Annotated in this window: 17 protein-coding genes; 7 read left to right on the top strand and 10 right to left on the bottom strand. The window is 65.7% G+C overall.

Annotation, left to right across the window (positions count from 1 at the left end; all coding sequences use genetic code 11):
• Window positions 1-50: 50 nt before the first annotated feature.
• From ACN9MB_RS19940 to ACN9MB_RS19930, 3 genes are all read left to right on the top strand, one after another.
• A complete protein-coding gene (locus ACN9MB_RS19940) occupies window positions 51-401 on the top strand; it encodes a hypothetical protein (protein ID WP_426270023.1) in 351 nt (116 codons plus the stop codon).
• 153 nt (window positions 402-554) lie between these two features.
• Window positions 555-2,762, top strand: a complete 2,208-nt coding sequence (dcp, locus tag ACN9MB_RS19935; protein ID WP_426270022.1) for a peptidyl-dipeptidase Dcp — start codon at window positions 555-557, stop codon at window positions 2,760-2,762.
• A gap of 159 nt (window positions 2,763-2,921) precedes the next feature.
• A complete protein-coding gene (locus ACN9MB_RS19930; protein ID WP_426270021.1) occupies window positions 2,922-3,944 on the top strand; it encodes an alpha/beta hydrolase in 1,023 nt (340 codons plus the stop codon).
• Between the two features lie 18 nt (window positions 3,945-3,962).
• Here the strand turns inward: ACN9MB_RS19930 and ACN9MB_RS19925 are convergent, their stop codons facing one another.
• Window positions 3,963-4,910: a TolB family protein gene (locus ACN9MB_RS19925; RefSeq protein WP_426270020.1), complete on the bottom strand. Its 948-nt coding sequence runs from the start codon at window positions 4,908-4,910 to the stop codon at window positions 3,963-3,965.
• Between ACN9MB_RS19925 and ACN9MB_RS19920 the strand changes: the two genes are divergently transcribed.
• A complete protein-coding gene (locus ACN9MB_RS19920; RefSeq protein ID WP_426270019.1) occupies window positions 4,900-6,006 on the top strand; it encodes a hypothetical protein in 1,107 nt (368 codons plus the stop codon). The two genes, ACN9MB_RS19925 and ACN9MB_RS19920, sit on opposite strands and share 11 nt — an antisense overlap.
• A gap of 157 nt (window positions 6,007-6,163) precedes the next feature.
• Complete coding sequence (locus tag ACN9MB_RS19915; protein ID WP_426270018.1) at window positions 6,164-6,823, top strand: hypothetical protein; 660 nt, start codon at window positions 6,164-6,166, stop codon at window positions 6,821-6,823.
• Window positions 6,824-6,829: 6 nt separating this feature from the next.
• Here ACN9MB_RS19915 and ACN9MB_RS19910 read toward each other — a convergent pair whose 3' ends face one another.
• Together ACN9MB_RS19910 and ACN9MB_RS19905 are read right to left on the bottom strand one after the other, a co-directional pair.
• A complete protein-coding gene (locus ACN9MB_RS19910) occupies window positions 6,830-7,618 on the bottom strand; it encodes a LytR/AlgR family response regulator transcription factor (RefSeq protein ID WP_426270017.1) in 789 nt (262 codons plus the stop codon).
• Complete coding sequence (locus ACN9MB_RS19905; protein ID WP_426270016.1) at window positions 7,615-8,730, bottom strand: sensor histidine kinase; 1,116 nt, start codon at window positions 8,728-8,730, stop codon at window positions 7,615-7,617. Before ACN9MB_RS19905 ends, ACN9MB_RS19910 begins: the two co-directional genes overlap by 4 nt.
• A 202-nt stretch (window positions 8,731-8,932) precedes the next feature.
• Between ACN9MB_RS19905 and ACN9MB_RS19900 the strand changes: the two genes are divergently transcribed.
• On the top strand, window positions 8,933-9,346 hold the full coding sequence (locus tag ACN9MB_RS19900; protein WP_426270015.1) for a hypothetical protein: 414 nt from the start codon (window positions 8,933-8,935) through the stop codon (window positions 9,344-9,346).
• 70 nt (window positions 9,347-9,416) lie between these two features.
• Here the strand turns inward: ACN9MB_RS19900 and ACN9MB_RS19895 are convergent, their stop codons facing one another.
• From ACN9MB_RS19895 to ACN9MB_RS19865, 7 genes are all read right to left on the bottom strand, one after another.
• Entirely contained in the window at window positions 9,417-10,784 is a 1,368-nt protein-coding gene (locus ACN9MB_RS19895; protein ID WP_426270014.1) for a glutamate--cysteine ligase, read from the bottom strand.
• A 111-nt stretch (window positions 10,785-10,895) separates the two neighbouring features.
• Window positions 10,896-12,296, bottom strand: coding sequence for a sensor histidine kinase (locus tag ACN9MB_RS19890; protein WP_426270013.1), 1,401 nt, complete (start codon window positions 12,294-12,296; stop codon window positions 10,896-10,898).
• A gap of 400 nt (window positions 12,297-12,696) precedes the next feature.
• Window positions 12,697-13,362, bottom strand: a complete 666-nt coding sequence (locus ACN9MB_RS19885) for a response regulator (protein WP_204637734.1) — start codon at window positions 13,360-13,362, stop codon at window positions 12,697-12,699.
• 152 nt (window positions 13,363-13,514) lie between these two features.
• Window positions 13,515-14,438, bottom strand: coding sequence for a Grx4 family monothiol glutaredoxin (gene grxD, locus ACN9MB_RS19880; RefSeq protein WP_204637733.1), 924 nt, complete (start codon window positions 14,436-14,438; stop codon window positions 13,515-13,517).
• 79 nt (window positions 14,439-14,517) lie between these two features.
• Complete coding sequence (locus ACN9MB_RS19875; protein WP_426270012.1) at window positions 14,518-15,375, bottom strand: UDP-2,3-diacylglucosamine diphosphatase; 858 nt, start codon at window positions 15,373-15,375, stop codon at window positions 14,518-14,520.
• A 252-nt stretch (window positions 15,376-15,627) separates the two neighbouring features.
• The gene (locus ACN9MB_RS19870; RefSeq protein ID WP_426270011.1) at window positions 15,628-16,224 is read right to left on the bottom strand and encodes an SGNH/GDSL hydrolase family protein; all 597 of its coding nucleotides are present in this window, start codon (window positions 16,222-16,224) and stop codon (window positions 15,628-15,630) included.
• A gap of 2 nt (window positions 16,225-16,226) precedes the next feature.
• Window positions 16,227-17,471 (bottom strand): aminotransferase class I/II-fold pyridoxal phosphate-dependent enzyme, encoded by a 1,245-nt coding sequence (locus ACN9MB_RS19865; RefSeq protein ID WP_426270010.1) that lies wholly within the window; start codon window positions 17,469-17,471, stop codon window positions 16,227-16,229.
• Window positions 17,472-17,679: 208 nt separating this feature from the next.
• Between ACN9MB_RS19865 and rsgA the strand changes: the two genes are divergently transcribed.
• A complete protein-coding gene (gene rsgA / locus ACN9MB_RS19860; protein WP_204637729.1) occupies window positions 17,680-18,735 on the top strand; it encodes a ribosome small subunit-dependent GTPase A in 1,056 nt (351 codons plus the stop codon).
• Window positions 18,736-18,908: the final 173 nt, after the last annotated feature.

Here is an 18,908-nt window from a genome sequence, read left to right as displayed (position 1 = left end):
GTTCACATGGCGCATGTTTGGATACGTGCGTCGACACCGCAGGAGGCACCATGGCCATTCGCAGCCACTACTACCTTTCCGTCGCCGACCTGGCCCGTGCCCGTGGGCCGGTGCCCACCCTGAGCTATGACGGTGCCGGCCCGAACGACCTGGCTGCTGCGGTGCAGAACGCCATGCGCAGCCTCGATCTGTTCGAACGCTGGCGCGCCATGCAGGACGAGCCGGACGACGTCGATCCGTCGCTGGGCGCGGTCGATCCGCAGGCTACGGCCAGCGCGCGGGTCAGCGACCTGCACACGGACATGGACCTGATCACCGATCTGCCCATGCGGATCGTGCGGCACCGTCTCAACCTGCTGATCGGCAACAGCTGGCAGCTGCGCGACATGCGCCAGGCCTGAGCGAAACCGGTGCGCCGGGTAGCCGCCGATGCTGCGCTTGCGCAACGGCGGCCCGCCCCTGGAAATGACCTCCGGTACTTCCAGCCCTTGGCACTCGTGTCGGGCTGTGGTTAGTCTCAGCGTCCGTTTGTCTCGTTTCCATGGGGAACCTCGATGCTTCGTCTCCGCACGCTTGTCATAGCCACGTCCATTGCGCTCGCCGCCTGCTCGCAGCAGTCGAACGAGCAGGCCGCCCAGCCCGCACCCGCGCCCGCCAGCACCGCGCCGGCCAAGGCTTCCACGGCCGCCGCACCGGCCGAGGTCAGCGCCGTCAATCCGTTCCTCGAACCCAGCACGCTGCCGTTCCAGGCGCCGCCGTTCGACAAGATCAAGGATGGCGACTACCAGCCGGCCTTCGAGGAAGGCATGAAGCAGCACCTGGCGGAGATCGAGAAGATCGCCGACAACCCGGAGGCGCCGACCTTCGAGAACACCTTCATCCCGATGGAGAAGTCCGGCCAGTTGATGCAGCGCGTGATGCAGGCGTTCAACGCCGTCAGCGGCGCCAACACCAACGACACGCTGCAGAAGGTGCAGGAAGACGAAGCGCCCAAGCTCGCCGAGCACCAGGACGCTATCGTGATGAACGACAAGCTGTTCAAGCGCATCCAGACGATCTACGACCAGCGTGATTCGCTCAAGCTCGATCCCGAATCCAAGCGCCTGGTCGAAGTGACCTACAAGAACTTCGTGCACGGCGGCGCCAAGCTGTCCGACGCCGACAAGGCCAAGCTCAAGGACCTCAACAAAGAGGAATCGAGCTTGAGCACGCAGTTCGTCAACAAGCTGCTGGCCGCGACCAAGGACGGCGCCTTCGTCACCGACGACAAGACCAAGCTCGACGGCCTGTCCGACAGCGACCTGCAGGCCGCGGTGGAAGCCGCCAAGGCCCGCAAGCTCGACGGTAAGTGGGTGCTCCCGCTGCAGAACACCACTCAGCAGCCGGTGCTCGAGAGCCTCAACGATCGCGCCACGCGCGAAGCGATCTTCAAGAACTCGTGGGGCCGCGCCGAGAAGGGCGACGCCAACGATACGCGCGACATGATCGCCCGCATCGCGCAGATCCGCGCCGAACAGGCCAAGCTGCTGGGTTACCCGAACTACGCCGCGTGGAAGCTGGAAGACCAGATGGCCAAGACGCCGGAAGCGGCGATCGGCTTCATGGACAAGCTGGCCCCGGCCGCCACCGCGCGCGCCGAGCAGGAAGCCAAGGACATCCAGGCGGTGATCGACCAGCAGAAGGGCGGCTTCAAGGTCGAGGCATGGGACTGGGAGCACTACTCCGAGCAGGTGCGCAAGGCCAAGTACGATCTGGACGAATCGCAGATCAAACCGTACTTCGAGATCGACAACGTGCTGCAGAACGGCGTGTTCTACGCCGCCAACCAGCTCTACGGCCTGACCTTCAAGGAACGCAAGGACATCCCCGTCTGGCAGCCTGACGTGCGCGTGTTCGAAGTGTTCGACAAGGACGGCACCTCGATGGCGCTGTTCTATTGCGACTACTTCAAGCGCGACAACAAGAACGGCGGCGCCTGGATGAGCAACCTGGTCGACCAGTCCAAGCTGATGGGCACCAAGCCGGTGGTGTTCAACGTCGCCAACTTCACCAAGCCCGCCCCGGGCCAGCCGGCGCTGCTGTCGTCGGACGACGTGATCACCATGTTCCACGAGTTCGGCCATGCGCTGCACGGCATGTTCGCCAACACGCAGTACCCGAGCCTGTCGGGCGCCAACACCGCGCGCGACTTCGTGGAATTCCCGTCGCAGTTCAACGAGCACTGGGCCACCGATCCGAAGATCTTCGCCAACTACGCGAAGAACTATAAGACCGGCGAACCGATGCCAGCCGAGCTGGTCGAGAAGATCAAGAAGGCCAAGACCTTCAACAAGGGCTACGACATGACCGAACTGGTCGGCGCCGCGCTGCTCGACATGAGCTGGCACAGCCTCGGCCCGGATGCGCCCAAGCAGGATCCGGACAAGTTCGAGATGGACGCGCTGACCAAGGCCAAAATCAACCTCAGCTACGTGCCGCCGCGCTACCGTTCCAGCTACTTCCAGCACATCTTCGGCGGCGGCTATGCAGCCGGCTACTACGCCTACCTGTGGACCGAAATGCTGGCCGACGATGCCTTCCAGGGCTTCGTCGACAAGGGTGGCCTGAGCCGCGAGAACGGCGACCGCTTCCGCGCGATGATCCTCTCGCAGGGCAACACGCAGGACCTGGCCACCATGTACAAGAACTGGCGCGGCAAGGACCCGAGCATCGAGCCGATGCTGCTCAACCGTGGTCTGAAGGAAGCGCCGCAGAAGAAGTAAGGCCGCAAGGCTTGTTGCGACGAAGAGGGCCGGCTCTGCCGGCCCTCTTTTTTTGTGCCGCACGCGCCATGGCATCGGGCTAACCGTGCAAGAATCGGTGGCGTACGAAACAGGTGGCCCGACGGCCTCTTTCGGCATCGTCGCTTGCGAGGTTCCTGCATGGTTGCGCAAGGTTCGTCCGGTCGTCGTCCGCAACGCCTGCTGTGGGGCGTATGTATCGGATTGGTTACGCTGGTTGCGCTTGGCGCCCTCGCGGTGCAGGTCAGCCCCTGGCCGTCGGCCATGCTGATCCGCCTGGTGTTCGAGCATGGGGGCGCCCGGGCCAATGCCGCCCTGGCGGGCCAGGTGCCGCCGGGGATCCACAGCGAGTCTGGCGTGCGCTACGACCCGGCCGATCTCGACGCGCTGATGGACATCCATCGGCCTCTGTCGATGCATGGCAAGGCCTTGCCGGTGATCGTGTGGATTCATGGCGGCGGCTTTGTGGCGGGCAGCCGCGGCGACGTGGCCAACTACGCGCGCATGCTGGCAGCCGATGGCTATGCGGTGGTCACCGTGGATTATTCGCTGGCGCCGGAACATCGCTATCCATTGCCGGTGCATCAGCTCAATCGCGCGCTGACGTTTCTTGCGGACAACGCGGAACGATTGCAGCTGGACATGTCCCGGCTGGTGCTCGGCGGCGATTCGGCCGGGGCGCAGCTGGCCGCGCAGCTGGCGCTGATCGCGACATCGACCGAGTACGCGCAGGCGATGGCGATGTCTTCCGGCGTCTCGTCCGCGCACCTGCGTGGCGTGGTGTTGTTCTGCGGTCCGCTCGACGGAGGGTCCATGACCTCGTCGCCGTCATGGTTCGGCCGCACGGTGGTGTGGTCGTACTTCGGTTCGACCTCGCCACCGCCCCAGCACGATACGTTTTCCATCGTGCCGCGCGTGACGAGGCATTTTCCTCCCACCTTCATTTCCGTTGGCAACGGCGATCCGCTGGCGCCGCAATCAATGGCATTGGCGGAGGCGTTGCAGGGCGAGGGGGTTCCGGTCGATGCCTTGTTCTACCCGGCGCCGCATCGACCCAAGCTTGGCCACGAATACCAGTTCGATTTCGCCTTGCCGGAAGCGCGTGAAGCGTTCGCACGCACGCGCGCCTTCCTGCGCGAACGTCTCGCCGCCACGGGGCTGTGACGGCGAGAACGTCGCCGGTCAGCCGCCCGAGGCGTGAGGCCCATCCAGCCACGGCGCCAGCGACACCGACCAGATGTTTTCGCTGCCGTTGTCCCACTGCATGCGGGCGATGTCGTCCTGCGCCTGCTGCGGCGTGCGCGGGTAATGCACCGGCAGCGAGCGCGTGCTGCTGAAATACAGCGTGCGATGGTCCGGACTCAGGTGTGCGCCCCAGGGGCCTTTCACGTTGATGTCCTTGCCCAGGTCGATCGGCTTGCCCCAGCCATCGCCTTCGCGGAACGCGATATAGAGCCGGTCCGGATCGTCCTTGCTGCTGAAGTTGGCATCGAACACGATGAAGGACTCGTCGGGCGCCACGGCAGGATCGAGCTTGTGCGCGGAGGCATCGCCCAGCGCCACCGCTACCGGCGGTTGGTAAGCACCGTTGCGGTATTGCGAGCGGAACAGGCGGAAGTCGTCATCCTCGGCCGGACGCTGGAAATACACGCTGCCGTCGGCCACCACGGCGGGCGCATAGGTGCGCGAACTGCTGTTCACCGCATCCGGCAGGCGCACCGGCTTTCCCCAGCCATTGCCCTTGCGGTCGACTCGCCACAGGTGACCGCCAAAACCCGCGTGCACCGAGCCGTCGGCCATCACCGCATCGATCATCTTGCCGCCGTCGACATCAGGGCGGTTCGAGGTAAAGACCAGGAACGAACCGTCCGGCGACATGGCCGGATCATGGTCCAGCCATTGTCCGGAGAACGGCGCCACGGTGGGCGTGCTCCATACTCCATGCACGCGATGCGCCACCATGATGGCCGCGTTCGGCCAATGCATGCGATCGAAGTACACGGTGTCGCCATCAGGCGTGAAGGCTGCGGAATCTTCATTGGCCGGACCCGAAACGACGCCTGGCGCGAACACCTGCGGCGCATTGGATGCAACGGCATCGGCATACACGCTGGTCGCGATGCCGGTCACGCAACAGGCTGCGCATAGCACATTCATCACACGCTTCATGCACCGATCCTTCAGTTGGGAATGGGACGAACAGGTTGGGCAGTTCCAAAGCCGCGCCATTCTTGCGCTGGCATTCCGGAGAAAGGACGTGCTTGAAGTCATGCGAGGCTGGCACCATGTCGTTCGTAACGCGTTGCGCGGATGGGCTGATGTGCATGGGGCCAGCAGGGAAGGCGGCGCAAACTCAGCTGAAAAAAGGATCTTCATGCGCCTCCTGCTACGCATATCGCTACTCGCTGTCCTCGGGTTGGGACTGTCGGTACAAGCACTGCAAGCCAGCCCCGTCGTCAAACGCGGCTGCCTTCCCTTGGAAGGCTTCGACGCCACCAGAAAAGCGCAAGTAGTCGTCTTCGGCGACATGCACGGCACGGTGCAGTCGCCTGCCGTGTTTGGACAGGCAGCCTGCTTGTTCGCCCAGCAACTGGGCGCGCAACGGGGAGTGATCGGCCTGGAATTGCCTGAGTCGTTCAACGCGTACTTCAGCGCCATTGGTGTGGAACCGACAGAAACCGTGTGGTCACGGGCGCGTGTGGACGTGTTCTGGGATGAGTTCAGAGATGGTCGACACAGCGCGGCCATGTTGAACCTCGTTCACCAGCTCATCGAGCTTGCCGCGCAATCGCGAGGTTCGTTGCGCCTGGAGGCGTTGGCGCGCCAGCCCATCGATGTGGACGGCGCGTCACTGCTGATCGAATCGATGAAGTCGTTCGGTGCCACGCGGGCACTTGTGCTCATTGGCAACGCCCATGCACGCATGATTCGCATGCAGGGACAAGATACCGAGCCGTTTGCGCACAATGTGGCGAATGCTGGCTTGAGCTTGCTCTCCTTGAATGCGCAAGCGGGCGGAGGCCAGGTCTGGTGGTGTGCGCCCGAATGCGCCGCGCACCCCTTCTTCGCGACGCCGGAAAAGGGCGGGGTAAAGATCGTGCTTCTCCCCGATGGGGACACGCAGCCTTGGCACGGCTATTACTACGTGCCCCAAATGACACTTTCGCATCCGGTGAAGACCGAAGAGCTGCCCGTACACACGCGTTTGGACATGCCTACGCCGTGAATGGCAGCTACCTGCCGGGTGGGCACGGGACGCGGATGGCCGATGGATCATTCTTCCGGCGTCGACACCGGACACGGCATGACTGAAGGGTGACGCCGCTATCACGCGCCTGCCGTCATAAGCTTTGCGCAGCGGACCGTCGGAGCGGAGCCAGTCCATGCGCAACCTGGATTTCAGTTCGTGGCATGCCTTGTTGTCGACCGTGGTCGGTCTGGGACTGATCACCTTGATCATGGTCGGCGTTCGCCTGCTGGCGATGCACACCGTGCAGAAGCGCCGCGAACGCGAGAACCGCCAGATCAACGAGCGCCTGCGTACCTTGATTGCAGCCTATAAGACCTTGGGTGGCTCATTCACCGGCGATCTCTCGGTGGACCCCACCCATCTGCGCGACCTGCGCCGCGTGGAAGGCGAGTCGCACGAGACCATCGCGCAGCGTTCCGACCGTTCGCGCCGCATGCGCGATGCGGTGGAGGCGGCGCTGTCGGACATCATCCTGCTGGGCACCGAGGAACAAGTGGCCCTGGCGGCACGCGCTGCCACGGAGCTGTCCGAGGGACGGCCCACGCACACGGCGGCGTTGGTGGTGTCGTTGCGCGATTTCATTCGCAAGGTGCTGGATCTGGAAGCGGTGCCGGCCAACCTCGCGATTCCGAAGCAAGGCCCGACACGCATCTCGGCAACGCGGGGCAAGGGCGAAGGCAAAGGCGAGGGCGGCGGCAAGGGTGCCGGCGGTGGCATGGGAGGCATGGGCGCGGGGATGGGAGGGATGGGAAGCCACGCCTCGCTCGACAACGACCAAGACGCCCATCGCTGAGATCGCTCAGTCGTTCTGACGCACATCCCGCGTCGACACCAGGCGCAGGAACGCCTCGTGCTGGTAACGGCTCATGCGCAGCTTCTGCCCGGTATCCATGGTCACCACATGGTGGCCGTTGAACCACGGATGGATGGCCTGCACGCGCCGCGTGTTGATGATGGCCGAACGATGCACGCGGGCGAAATGCCGGGGATCGAGCCGCGCCGCCAGCGTGGCCATGGTTTCGCGCATTTCGTGGACGCGATCGGCCAGGTGCAGCAACACCGTATTGCCGCTGGCCTTGATCCACACGATGTCGTCGACGTCCACGAAACTGATCTGCTCGCCGATGCGCACCGGCAGGCGCTGCAGGTAACTCTCGCGTTGGTTCAGCGTGTCGAGCGCCTGCATGATCCTGGCGATCGAGGGGTCGCCCGATCTCTCCCGGGCGGCCAGCCGCTGCTTGACCCGCAGCAAGGTCTCGGCGAAGCGCTCGCGGCTGAAGGGTTTCACCAGATAGTCCACCGCGTTCGCTTCGAATGCGCGCACGGCGTATTGCTCGTAGGCCGTCACGAACACCGTGGCCGGCATCTGCGCGGCGCCGATGGTGGCGACCACGTCCATGCCGGTGATGGCTGGCATCTGCACATCCAGGAACACCAGGTCCGGCGCTTGCTGGCGAATGGCCCGTACGGCCGACTCGCCGTCGCCGCATTCGTCCAGCAGTTCGATGTCGGCGTCGGCTTTCAGCAGGCGCACGATGGCCCGGCGCGCAATCGGCTCGTCGTCGACCACCAGTGCGGCGATCTTCATGCGATCACCACTTCGGGCGACTCGTCGGGCTCCTCGATTTCCCGGAACGGCAGGCGCAGGCGGCAGATCACGCCCTGCGGCCAGATCATCTCCAGCCGCACCTGCGCCTCGTCGCCATACAGTTCGCGCAAGCGCAGCGCCGTATTCGACAAGCCGATGCCATGGCCTTTCTTCGTAGACGTGTCCGCTTCCAGCGTGCTGTTGCGATTGCGCACGTCGATGCACAGGCTGTCGCCCTCGCGCCGGCATTCGATTTCGACGCAATCGGCGCCCACGCGTTCGCCGATGCCATGGCGGATGGCGTTCTCCACGATGGGTTGAAGGATCAGGCTGGGCACGGCGCAGGGCAGCGTGTCCGGGCTCACGTAGATCTGCGTGGTGAGGCGATCCTTGAAGCGCGTGCGCTGGATGCCGAGATACAGATCGAGCAACACCAGCTCGCGTTTCAGGCTGATTTCCTGGCCGTCGTAGTCTTCCAGGAAGGCGCGCAGCAGATCGCTCAGGCGCAGCAGCATGTCTTCGGCCGATAGTGTGTCTTCGTCCAGCAGGGTCGCGATGGCGTGCAGCGTGTTGAACAGGAAGTGCGGCTGCAATTGCGATTTGAGCGCGCGCAGACGCGACTGCGCCAGTTCGGCGGTCAACCGGCTCGCTTCGAGTTCGCGCCGCGATTTCTCTTCATGGAACGCCATCGCCTGCTGGATCGCGAACAGCGCCCAGTAGGTGAGCAGGCCGGTGGCGAAGTGCTGGCCCACGAAGTACCACAGCTGCTGGATGAAGTCGCTGGGTTCGAACAAGGTGGACACCATGGCGCCGATCACCATGGCCAGCATGGTGATGCCAAGACTCAGCGGCAGCTGCTTGCCTAGCCCGCGCAGGCGCAGCGGCGCGCGGATCGGGTAGCGCTCGGCCAGGCGAAATACCCACGGCGCCAGCGCCGCCCAGGTGTACCACTGCACCATGCCCCAGCGGGTGTAATCCCATAGCGACCAGACATGGTGATCGTCGACGATGTCGCGCAGCAGCTCCTGGGCGCCAAAGACCGCCGCCACAACGGTCCATAGACCGAGGTAGTGCAGCAGGCCGATGTTCGCGTTACCGAGGCGAACCTTCATCGTGGCATGTCCGAGTGGATCGTCGACCCATCTTAGGCGCCTGATTCGACCGTGAGAAGCAAAGCGCACGGGCACTACGATTGGTCATCGCGCTACGACGATTCGTCACGGATGGCTTCCTTGGAAAGGCGCCAAAGGCGTCCGATGGCACCGCTCGCCGCACGTTCGTGTGCGGCCGCACCATCCATCCCGGAGAGCTGCCATGCATGCCAGCCGTGTTACCGCCTTCCTTCTGACCGTATCCGCCCTGCTCGTGTCTTTGGCAGCCTGCGCCACGCCGGTAGGAACGACGCGCGAATCGATGCACCCGCTGCGCATCGTCAACGCGACCTTCGACGGGGTGACCTCGCTCGCCATCGCGCCCAGCGGCAGTACGGATTTCCACGTCATAGCGCTGGAACGTCCGTTGCCTGGCGGCCTCGCCTCGGTGATGGTGAACGTGCCGGCGGGCGACTGCCATCGCGACGTGCGCGTGACCTTCCATGGCGAGCGTACGTTGCTTTATCCCAACCTCGATGTATGCCGCAACGATGGCCTGCGCCTGGCTGCAGGCAGCGCGCGTGGCGGGCGCTCGATGCGGCCGCAAGGAAGTCTCGATGCCGCCGGTTCGCCGTAACCGCGTCTAGCTCGTCATTCCGGCCTGCGCCGGATGACGAGCAGGGGCGCGTCGTGCTGCTCGAAACCGATCAATAGGCGAATTCGCGGAACACCGGATCCACGCTGCCGTTCCAGGGGCCGTTGAACAGTTCGAGCTTGCGTTCGGCCGGCGTCTGGTTGGCCTCGACGATCTCGATCATCGGCTCCAGGAAGATGCTTTCGTCGGCGCCGCTCTTGTTGAGGCGGGCGCGACGCTTGAGGCCGTGCGAGGCGATCTTCAGCGTTTCCGCGGCCAGCTCGCGCACGCTGTGCGAACGGAACGGCAGCTTCAGCGCCTGGCGCGGCACGCCGTCGCGCAGCGCGTGGCGTTCTTCGCGGGTGAAGTCCTTGACCAGGTCCCATGCGGCGTCGAGTGCATCGTCGTCATAGAGCAGGCCCACCCACAGCGCAGGCAGTGCGCACAGGCGATTCCACGGGCCGCCATCGGCACCGCGCATTTCCAGGTACTGCTTGAGCCGCACTTCCGGGAAGGCGGTGGTGAGGTGGTCGGCCCAGTCCTTCATGGTGGCGTGCACGCCCGGCACGGCAGGCAGTTCGCCCGCCATGAAACGCTTGAAATCCTGCCCGGAGAGATCGATGTACTGGCCGTTCTGGTAGCTGAAGTACATCGGCACGTCGAGCATGTAGTCGACGTAGCGCTCATAACCGAAGCCGTCCTGGAACACGAAGTCGAGCATGCCGGTGCGGTTGGGGTCGGTGTCTTCCCACACATGCGAACGGTAGGAGAGATAACCGTTCGGACGTCCATCGGTGAACGGCGAATCGGCGAACAGCGCGGTGGCGATGGGCTGCAGCGCCAGGCTGGTGCGGAACTTGCGCACCATGTCCGCTTCGCTGGCGAAATCCAGGTTCACCTGCACGGTGCAGGTGCGCGTCATCATGTCCAGGCCGAGGTTGCCGACCTTGGGCATGTACTCGCGCATGATCTTGTAGCGGCCCTTGGGCATCCACGGCATTTCGTCGCGGCGCCACTTGGGCTGGAAGCCCATGCCGAGGAAGCCGATGCCGAGATCTTCGGCGATCGAACGGACTTCCTTGAGGTGCGAATTGACCTCGCTGCAGGTGTCGTGGATGGTCTCCAGCGGCGCGCCCGAGAGTTCCAACTGGCCGGCCGGCTCCAGCGTGATCGACGCCTTGTCGCGCGACAGCGCCACCGGGTTGTCGCCTTCGCGCGCCACGTCCCAGCCGTAGCGCGTGGCCAGCGTTTCCAGCAGGACGCGGATGCCGCGGTCGCCGTCGAAGGTGGGCGGGCGCAGGGTGTCGGTGAGGAAGCCGAATTTCTCGTGCTCCGTGCCGATGCGCCAGGCATCACGCGGTTTTTCACCGGCGGCCAGATAGTCGGTGAGTTGCTGACGGCTGCCGATGGGCGTGCTCTTGACGGCACTGGGTATGGACACGGGGAACTCCTTACGGGGGTGCCACCACTCTGGGGGTGACGCATCCTAATTCAAAGTGCCGATTATCCGAACTTTTGAAATTAGGGCGCCCTGACCAGGATCAGCGCGTCCTCAGGCGACGGCGGGGAAATCGATGCGCATCCGCGCCCCCCGCCCGGAGCTGCCGTCGAGGATACTCAATTGGGCGCCGTGCACACGTGACACTTCGTCCACGATGGCCAGCCCCAGGCCACAGCCGTCGGCACCGCTGCCCGCGCTGCGGTAGAAGCGCTCGCGCACCTTCTCCCGTTCCTCCGGGGCAATGCCGGTCCCGCTGTCGTCCACTTCGAGGAAGGGGCGATGGTTCGCCACGCCACAGCGGATGGTGATGTTGCCGCCCGAGGGCGTATGCCGGATGGCGTTGTCGATCAGGTTGTTGAGCACCTCGTGCAGCAGCCAGTACACGCCGGTGACCTGCACGGGACGGCTGTCCGCACCCAGGTCGATGCCATGGGCGAGCGCGCGATCGAGCGAGCTGTCGATCACTTCGCCGATCAGGCGGGGCAGGTCGACGGCGGTGAAATGGCTGGCGCGATGCGCCGAGGGTTCGGCGCGTGCCAGCGTCAGCAACTGGTTGGCGGTGTGCGCCAGACGGTCGACACCACCCTGCAGGAGTGCAATGCGTTCCTGCACCGGCGTGCCGGCGGATTCGCGGCTCAGCACTTCGAGCTGGGCCTTCAGGCCGGTCAGCGGCGTGCGCAGCTGGTGCGCGGCATTCGCAAGAAAATGCTGTTGCGACAGCACCGAATCGCGCACCCGTCCCAGCAGCGAATTGAGCGACACCACCAGTGGCAATACTTCGGTGGGCACGTTCTCGGTGGGCAGCTGATTGAGCGCCACCGCCGGGCGTCCGGCAATCTGGCGGCTCAGGCGCTGCAGCGGGCGCAGCGCGATGCGTATGCCCACCAGCGCGATGACGAACACGGCGGCCATCTGCACGGTGTCGTTGATCAGGAAGGCCACGTCCAGCCGATGCACCGCGCGGTCGCGACGGGCCGGAGTTTCGGCCACGGTGACCACCAGCGGGTCGCCGGTTTCGTTGGTGCGATAGCTGGCCAGCCGGAACGATTCGTTGCGGAAGTCGATGTTCGCGTAGCTGAAACCGTCGTCCGACTGGCTGTCGGGCGCTACCGGCAATTCCGGCGAGCCGGCGATGGTGGTGCCATCGGGCAGGCTGACCCGGTAGAAGAAGTGCTCGTCGGGCATCGCGCGCAGCGGCGGCGGCGGATGCGAAGGCAGCGCCACATCGGGGCGGCCGCCGGGGCCGGGGTGGATGCGGGCGACGATGGCCAGCGCGGAGCGCGACAGCGAATGATCGAACGCGTTGTGGATCGGACTGACGATCACGTGATGATCGACAGCCACGCCGGCAATCAGCAGCAACAGCAGCGGCGCCAGCAGATAGCTGAGCAGCCGCTTGTGGACGCTGGTAGGGCGCCTGGACTGCTTTGATTTGTTCGAGGTGAATGTCACCGAAGCGGCCCCGCGGGTGATGTCCGGAAGCTGCGCGGGTCGGATCGCTCAGGCGGTCATGCGCCAGCGGACCCCGCAGATGGTCCGGACATCATGCCATCGGCATGGGATGGATCGGAGTACTAGGGAGGCTCTGATCTATTCCGCGTAGGCGTCACCGGTTCTGTCTGGCCGCCGCTGGGCGTTGCGACGATGAAGGCAGGCTGGTGGCCTGTCGAATCGGCGCGACGCCCAGCGGCGGCCAGACAGAACCGGCCCTGCGGGTGACCTCCAGAGAGACCGCAGGGCGCGATGCGCGTCTTGCCCAGGCAACCAGCCTGGGCTGTACCACGCCTCACACCCTGCGGTCTCTCTGGAGTCATGCCGCCTACGCGGAATAGATCAGAGCCTCCCTGGCCGCTCAGGCGTCTTCGAGGCGATAGCCCAGGCCGCGGATGCCGCGCACCGTGGCCGAACTGCCCAGCTTGCTGCGCAGGCGCGAGACGTGCACTTCGATGGCGTTGCCGGAGATGTCCTCGCTCCAGCCGGTGATGGCCTGGGTCAGGCGTTCCTTGCTCACCACGCGACCGCTGTGATGCGCCAGGCATTCCAGGATTGACCACTCGCGGCGGGTCAGCTCGAGCACTTCGCCCTTTTCGTTGAGCGCGCGCCGGCCGGCCAGGTCGATGCGCAGGCCGCCGATCACGATCTCGTTGGCGGCGGCCGCCGTGGCGCGACGGATCAGCGCGCGGCAGCGGGCGGCCAGTTCCGGCAGCGCGAACGGCTTGACCAGGTAGTCGTCGGCGCCCAGGTCCAGCGCATTGATGCGGTCGTCCAGTCCGTCGCGGGCCGTCACGATCAGCAGCGGCAGCGAGCTGCCGTCCCGGCGCAGTCGGCGCACCAGCGAGAGGCCGTCTTCGCCGGGCAGGCCCAGGTCGACGATGGCCAGGTCGTAGTGGGTGTCGGCCAGGCGGGAGGCCACGGATTCGGCATCGCCTACCGCATCCACGACATAACCCGAGCCGACCAGGCCACGGGAAATGGCATCGGATACGAGGGAATCATCTTCGACGAGCAGGATGCGCATAGGGCACGACAGTGAGATGGTCGTCACATGTTAACAGGCACGCCTTTCATCTCGCCGTCGTCTGGCGCCCCTGCCGGCGGAAGGCTCACCCACAAAAAAGGCGCCTGCGGATGGCAGGCGCCTTGGGTCCGTCGTGCGACGGGGCCGGGCTCTCAGTAAAGAGGCACCGTGGGATCGATCTCCCGGGCCCACGCGTCCATGCCGCCTTCGACGTTGTAGATCTTGGTGAAGCCGTGCGCGGCAAAGCGCTCGGCCACGCCGCGGCTGGACACGCCGTGGTGGCAGATGAAGGCAATGGCCGTGTCCTTGGGCAGGTTGGCCAGCGCGTCGTAGCCTTCCTCGTCCAGCACGCGGGCCTGCGGCAGCGGCGCAGCGGCGGCGCGGCCATGGGCCGGACGCACGTCCACCAGGGTGATGTCGCCGGCGGCCAGGCGTTCCTTCAGCTGCTGCACGGTGAGCGTGCCGATCTCCGTCGCGCCCGGGAACTTCAGGCTCAGGCCTTCGCCCTGCACGGTGGAGACCCAGTCGATCACGATGCCCTTGGCGCGCTGGGCGCTACCCGGGTCGAAATGCACTTCGATGCCGTTGGCGCTGACCACGATATCGTGGTCGCTGCCCGGCGCCAGCTGGAAGCCGGCGCTGTGGTCCGGGCCGATCTCCAGATGCAGGGCCAGACCCTGGGCATTGGCGGTGCCCTGGCGGATGGCCTCGGCGGCCTTGTCGGTAATCGTGATCTCAGGCGGGGTGCGATCCGGAGCGGAGGCACCGAACAGCTGGTGCAGCTCGCCCGAGGCATACATCTGGCGAATGATGTCGGCGCCGCCGACCAGTTCGCCGCCCACGTACAGCTGGGGGATCGTCGGCCAGTCGCCGTAGGCCTTGATGCCCTCGCGGATTTCCGGGTCTTCCAGCACGTTCACCGTGTGGTAGTCCGGCAGCAGCTCATTGAGCGTGTTGGTGGCCGCGGACGAGAAGCCGCACATCGGCTGCTGGCGGGTGCCCTTCATGAACAACACCACGCGGTGGTTCTGGAGCAGGGATTCGATACGTTCGCGGGTGGCGCTGTCGAGGGACATGGGGGCGGGAGCTCCGGCAAAGAGGGCGAATTGTAGCGCCTGTGGATATGCCGGCGGATTTCGGGGATGCAAGGGGGCATCACGCCGCCGGTCGCAACTCCGCCAGATCCAGCTTCGCCCGCGTCAGCGGCGCCAGCGCCAGCGCGGCGGCGGGCGAGGGCAGCACCAGTTCGCGGCTGGCCCGGCCCAGCGGGGCGGCCTGCTCGCTCCAGTGGATCAGCTCCATTGCGCCGGTGTGGTCTTCCACCAGCACCGTGCAGTGCTCCACCCAGTCGCCATCGTTGAGATACAGCACGCCGTCCATCTCGCGCACATGGCCGAAATGGATGTGACCGCAGATATGCCCGTCGAAGCCGCGCTGGCGGGCATCGCTGGCCACGCGCTCTTCGTAGGCGCGGATATAGGCCAGCGCCTTGCCGATGTGCGATTTGACGATGATCGAGAGCGGCAGGTACGGCAGTTCCAGGCGGCGACGCATCGCGTGGACCCGGCGGTTGGTCCAGCAGATGAAGCGATGCATCACTTCCCCCAGGTGCACCATCCATGTGCGCCCGACCTGCTCCGGATCGAATTCGTCGCCGTGGCTCACGTGATATCGGCGGCCATCGGCGCCTTCATGCACCGCGTCCAGCTCGATCTTCACGCCGCCAAAACTTTGCCCGGCCAGGCCGCGCACGGGCGCGTCGTGGTTGCCGGGGATATAGACGACATCGACGCCGCGTCGCGCCAGATCGAGCACTTCGGCGATCACCGCGCCATGGTCGGGGTGCCACCAGGTGCGGCGCGCCAGTGCTTCCATGTCGATGATGTCGCCGACCAGGTACAGCTTCTCGCAACGCAATTTGCGCAGGAAATCGAGCAGATAGCCTGCCTTGCAGTCAGGCGTGCCCAGATGCACGTCGGAGATGAAGGCACTGCGGCAGTGGAAGGTCGCCATGGCAGTCTCTCCCGGTGGTTACCGGGACGCCAGCTTGCAGCGTTTACGTCACCGCACGATGGCGGGGAGATTGCAGAGCGGTTTCCGCCCAGGCGAAGCAAAACATAAAACGGTGGGAGCACACCCTGTGCGCGACCGGTGACGCGGTTTTGGTCGGTGTTCGCCGGGCCTGGATCGCCCGGACAATTACCGAGGCGACCCTCAGCTCCGCGGTCGCGCACAGGGTGCGCTCCTGCAGTGGCTGCTCGTGGGTCAGGCGGAAAGCATCGCCACGGCCGCCGGCACTGCCGCCTCCGTCCACAGCGCATATTGCGCGGCGGAAGGGTGCAGCCCGTCGTCGGCAAGCAGGGCGGGGTGCAGGCGCGAGATGCCGGTAATGTCCACGAACTGCGCGCCCCGCCGCCCGGCTTCCTCTTGCGCGATGGCGTTATAGACGTCCAATTCACCGGCAATCTGCAGCACGTCGCGACCGCTGCCATGCGCGAACGGGGTGACGCCCCAGTCGGGAATCGACAGCACCAGGACGCGGTTGCTACGCCCGCCCGCCAGCGCCACGGCGCGTTCGAGCAGCCCGCGGAACTCGCAGCGGTAGTCGTCCGCGCTGCGCCCGCGGTACTGGTTGTTCACACCGATCAGCAAACTCACCAGGTCGTAAGGCGGCTCGAACGCGAACGCGTCCATCGCGGCCGACAGTTCGTCGGTGGTCCAGCCGGTGGTGGCGATGATGGTGGGATCGTCCAGCGCCACACCCTCACGGCGCAGCCGCACCGCCAGCTGCACCGGCCAGCGCCCCGCGTCGGGCACGCCTTCGCCGATGGAATAGGAGTCACCCAGGGCGAGATAACGCATCCCTAGGCAACGGCAGCCGTGCGCGGCTTCTGCGAGGCGGCCATGCCGGTCAGCACGCGCTCGATGCGTTCGAACACCTCGCGCAACTGCTCCGGCGGCGGCAGCAGGGTCAGGCGCAGGTGACGGCTGTGCGGCACGTTGAAGCTGCTGCCCGGCACCACCAGCACGGATTCTTCTTCCAGCAGGCGCAGTGCGAAGGCGTTGTCGTCGAAGTCGGCGAGGCGATCGGCGCGAACGCGCGGGAAGGCATACAGCGCCCCGGCCGGCGGTACCAGATCGAGGAACTGGCTGGCCGCCACACCTTCGAGCACGGCGCGACGCGCTTCGTGCAGGCGGCCGCCCGGTGCGGTGAGCGCGCTGATGGTCGGTGCGGATTCCAGCGCGGGACGCACGGCCCATTGCGCGGTGACGTTGGCGCACAGGCGCAATGCAGCCAGCAATTGCAGGGCATCGCGATAGTCGGCGGTGCGCGCGGGATCGCCCGACAGGCTCATCCAGCCCACGCGGTAACCGCAGGCGCGATGCACCTTGCTCAGGCCGCCGAAACTCACGCACGGCACCTCGCCTGCCACCGCGGCGAGCGGCTGGAAGGGGGCGTCGTCGTAGAGGATCTCGTCGTAGATCTCGTCGCTGAGCAGCAACAGGCGATGCTTGGCGGCGATCTCGACCATGCGTGCCAGCAGTTCGCGCGGATACACGGCGCCGGTCGGATTGTTCGGATTGATCAGCACCAGTGCGCGGGTGCGTGGCGTGATCAGCGATTCGATTTCCTCGGGATCGGGCAGGTGGCCGTTTTCCGCCAGGCAGCGGTAATAGCGCGGCTTGCCGTCGTTGAGGATGGTGGCGGCACTCCACAGCGGGTAGTCGGGGCTGGGCAGCAATACTTCGTCGCCGGGTTGCAGCAGGGCGCGCAGGCTCAGGTCGATCAGTTCGCTCACACCGTTGCCGATGAAGATGCGCTCCACTTCCACGCCGTGCGCGCCGCGATGGCGCTGCTGGGCGGCGATGGCGTCGCGGGCTTCTTCCAGTCCCTGTTCGTGGCCGTAGGCCTCGCTGTCGTGTAGGTGACGTGCGATTGCTTCGCGCAGATGGGCCGGCGTTTCGAAGCCGTAGCGGCCGGGATTGCCGATGTTGAGCTTGATGATCGGCAGGCCAGCCGCCTCCAGCTCACGGGATCGCCGGGTGAGCGCGCCACGGATTTCATAGCGCACGTCCGCCAGGTGCGCACTGGGTTTGATCGAGGCCAACGCAAGCGTCCTTCGTCTTGGTGTTGTTGCGGCGCAAGAACCTGCCCGCCAACTGCATGCTAGCAGCGTCCCGGCGCGCTTGGGGAGCCGAAAATCAAGGTATTTCGGGCTTTTTCCAGGCAACGATGCTCTGGTCCATGCCGCGTGGGCAGCATGGCCCGATGGATCAGAGCATCCCTTGCCGCCGGGCAGGGCATAATGGCCACCCATGACGCACCCCGAAATCATCGAGCGACTGCGCCGTATCGGCTGGCGTGGGGAGACCCTGCCCGCCGAAGGCAGGCAGTTGGCCCGCGTAGTGGCGCAGCATCGCGCCGGCTACGAACTGCACGATGGCGAGCACCTGTTCGGCGCCCAGCCGGCCGGTCATTTCCTCAAGCGCAGCCTGGATCCGGCCGACCGTCCGTCGGTGGGCGATTTCGTGGAAATCGAGTCGGGCAAGCCACCGCATATCGTGCAGGTGCAGCCAAGACGCACCGTGCTGTCGCGCGCAGCAGCCGGCGAACGCTACGAGCGCCAGATCATCGCCACCAATATCGACTACGTGCTGGTGCTGACCGGCCTGGACGGCGACTTCAATCCGGCGCGCATCGAGCGTTACCTGTCGCTGACCGAAGGCTCCGGCGCACAACCGGTGGTGCTGCTGAGCAAGCTCGACACGCGCGAGGACGCGCCCCAGTTGCTGGCCGCGCTGCGCGAGCGCCTGCCCAATGGCACGCCGATCCATGCCATCAACGGCAAGGATCCGGCCAGCATCGACTTGCTGCTGCCGTATCTGCAGCCGGGGGACAGCGCCGTGCTGGTGGGTTCGTCCGGCGCAGGGAAGTCCACGCTCACCAATACGTTGCTGGGCAGCGAGCGCATGGCCACCAGCGCCGTGCGCGGCCACGACAGTCGCGGTCGGCACACCACGACGTATCGCGCGCTGTTGCAGTTGCCCAGCGGCGGCTGCCTGATCGACACGCCCGGCATGCGCGAACTCAAGCTTACCGGCGAAGAAAACCTCGACCTGTTCGCCGACATCGATGCGCTGGCCGAACAGTGCCGCTTCGCCGACTGCGGCCACGGCAGCGAGCCTGGCTGCGCGGTGCAGGCGGCGCTGGACAGCGGCGACCTGTCCGCCGAGCGCTGGCGCAACTACCTGAAATTGCGCGACGAGCGCGAAGAACAGGCCACCACCCTGGAAGCCAAGCTGCGCCGCCAGCGCGGCGGGCGTCCGGCGACCAAGCCCCACACGAATCGGCATTCGCGTGATCGGGATTAGTCGAGCGCTGCGCTGTCGTGGCGCGGCGGGTGCACTACTATCGGGCCGTCTTGGTTAGGGAAGCGGGCATGCAGCGGCTGTCGTCGCGTTCGACGTTGTTCTTTGAGCGGGAGTTTCCCGCCTTCGGCTTCGGGCTTCCGGCGTTCAAGCCCGGTGTCCCTTCGGTGGATCGA

It is taken from the genome of Dyella kyungheensis (genome assembly GCF_049913195.1).
GTDB lineage: Bacteria > Pseudomonadota > Gammaproteobacteria > Xanthomonadales > Rhodanobacteraceae > Dyella > Dyella kyungheensis.
The sequence above is the reverse complement of the archived record's forward strand: the minus strand, read 5'-3'. Positions and strand labels throughout refer to the sequence as shown.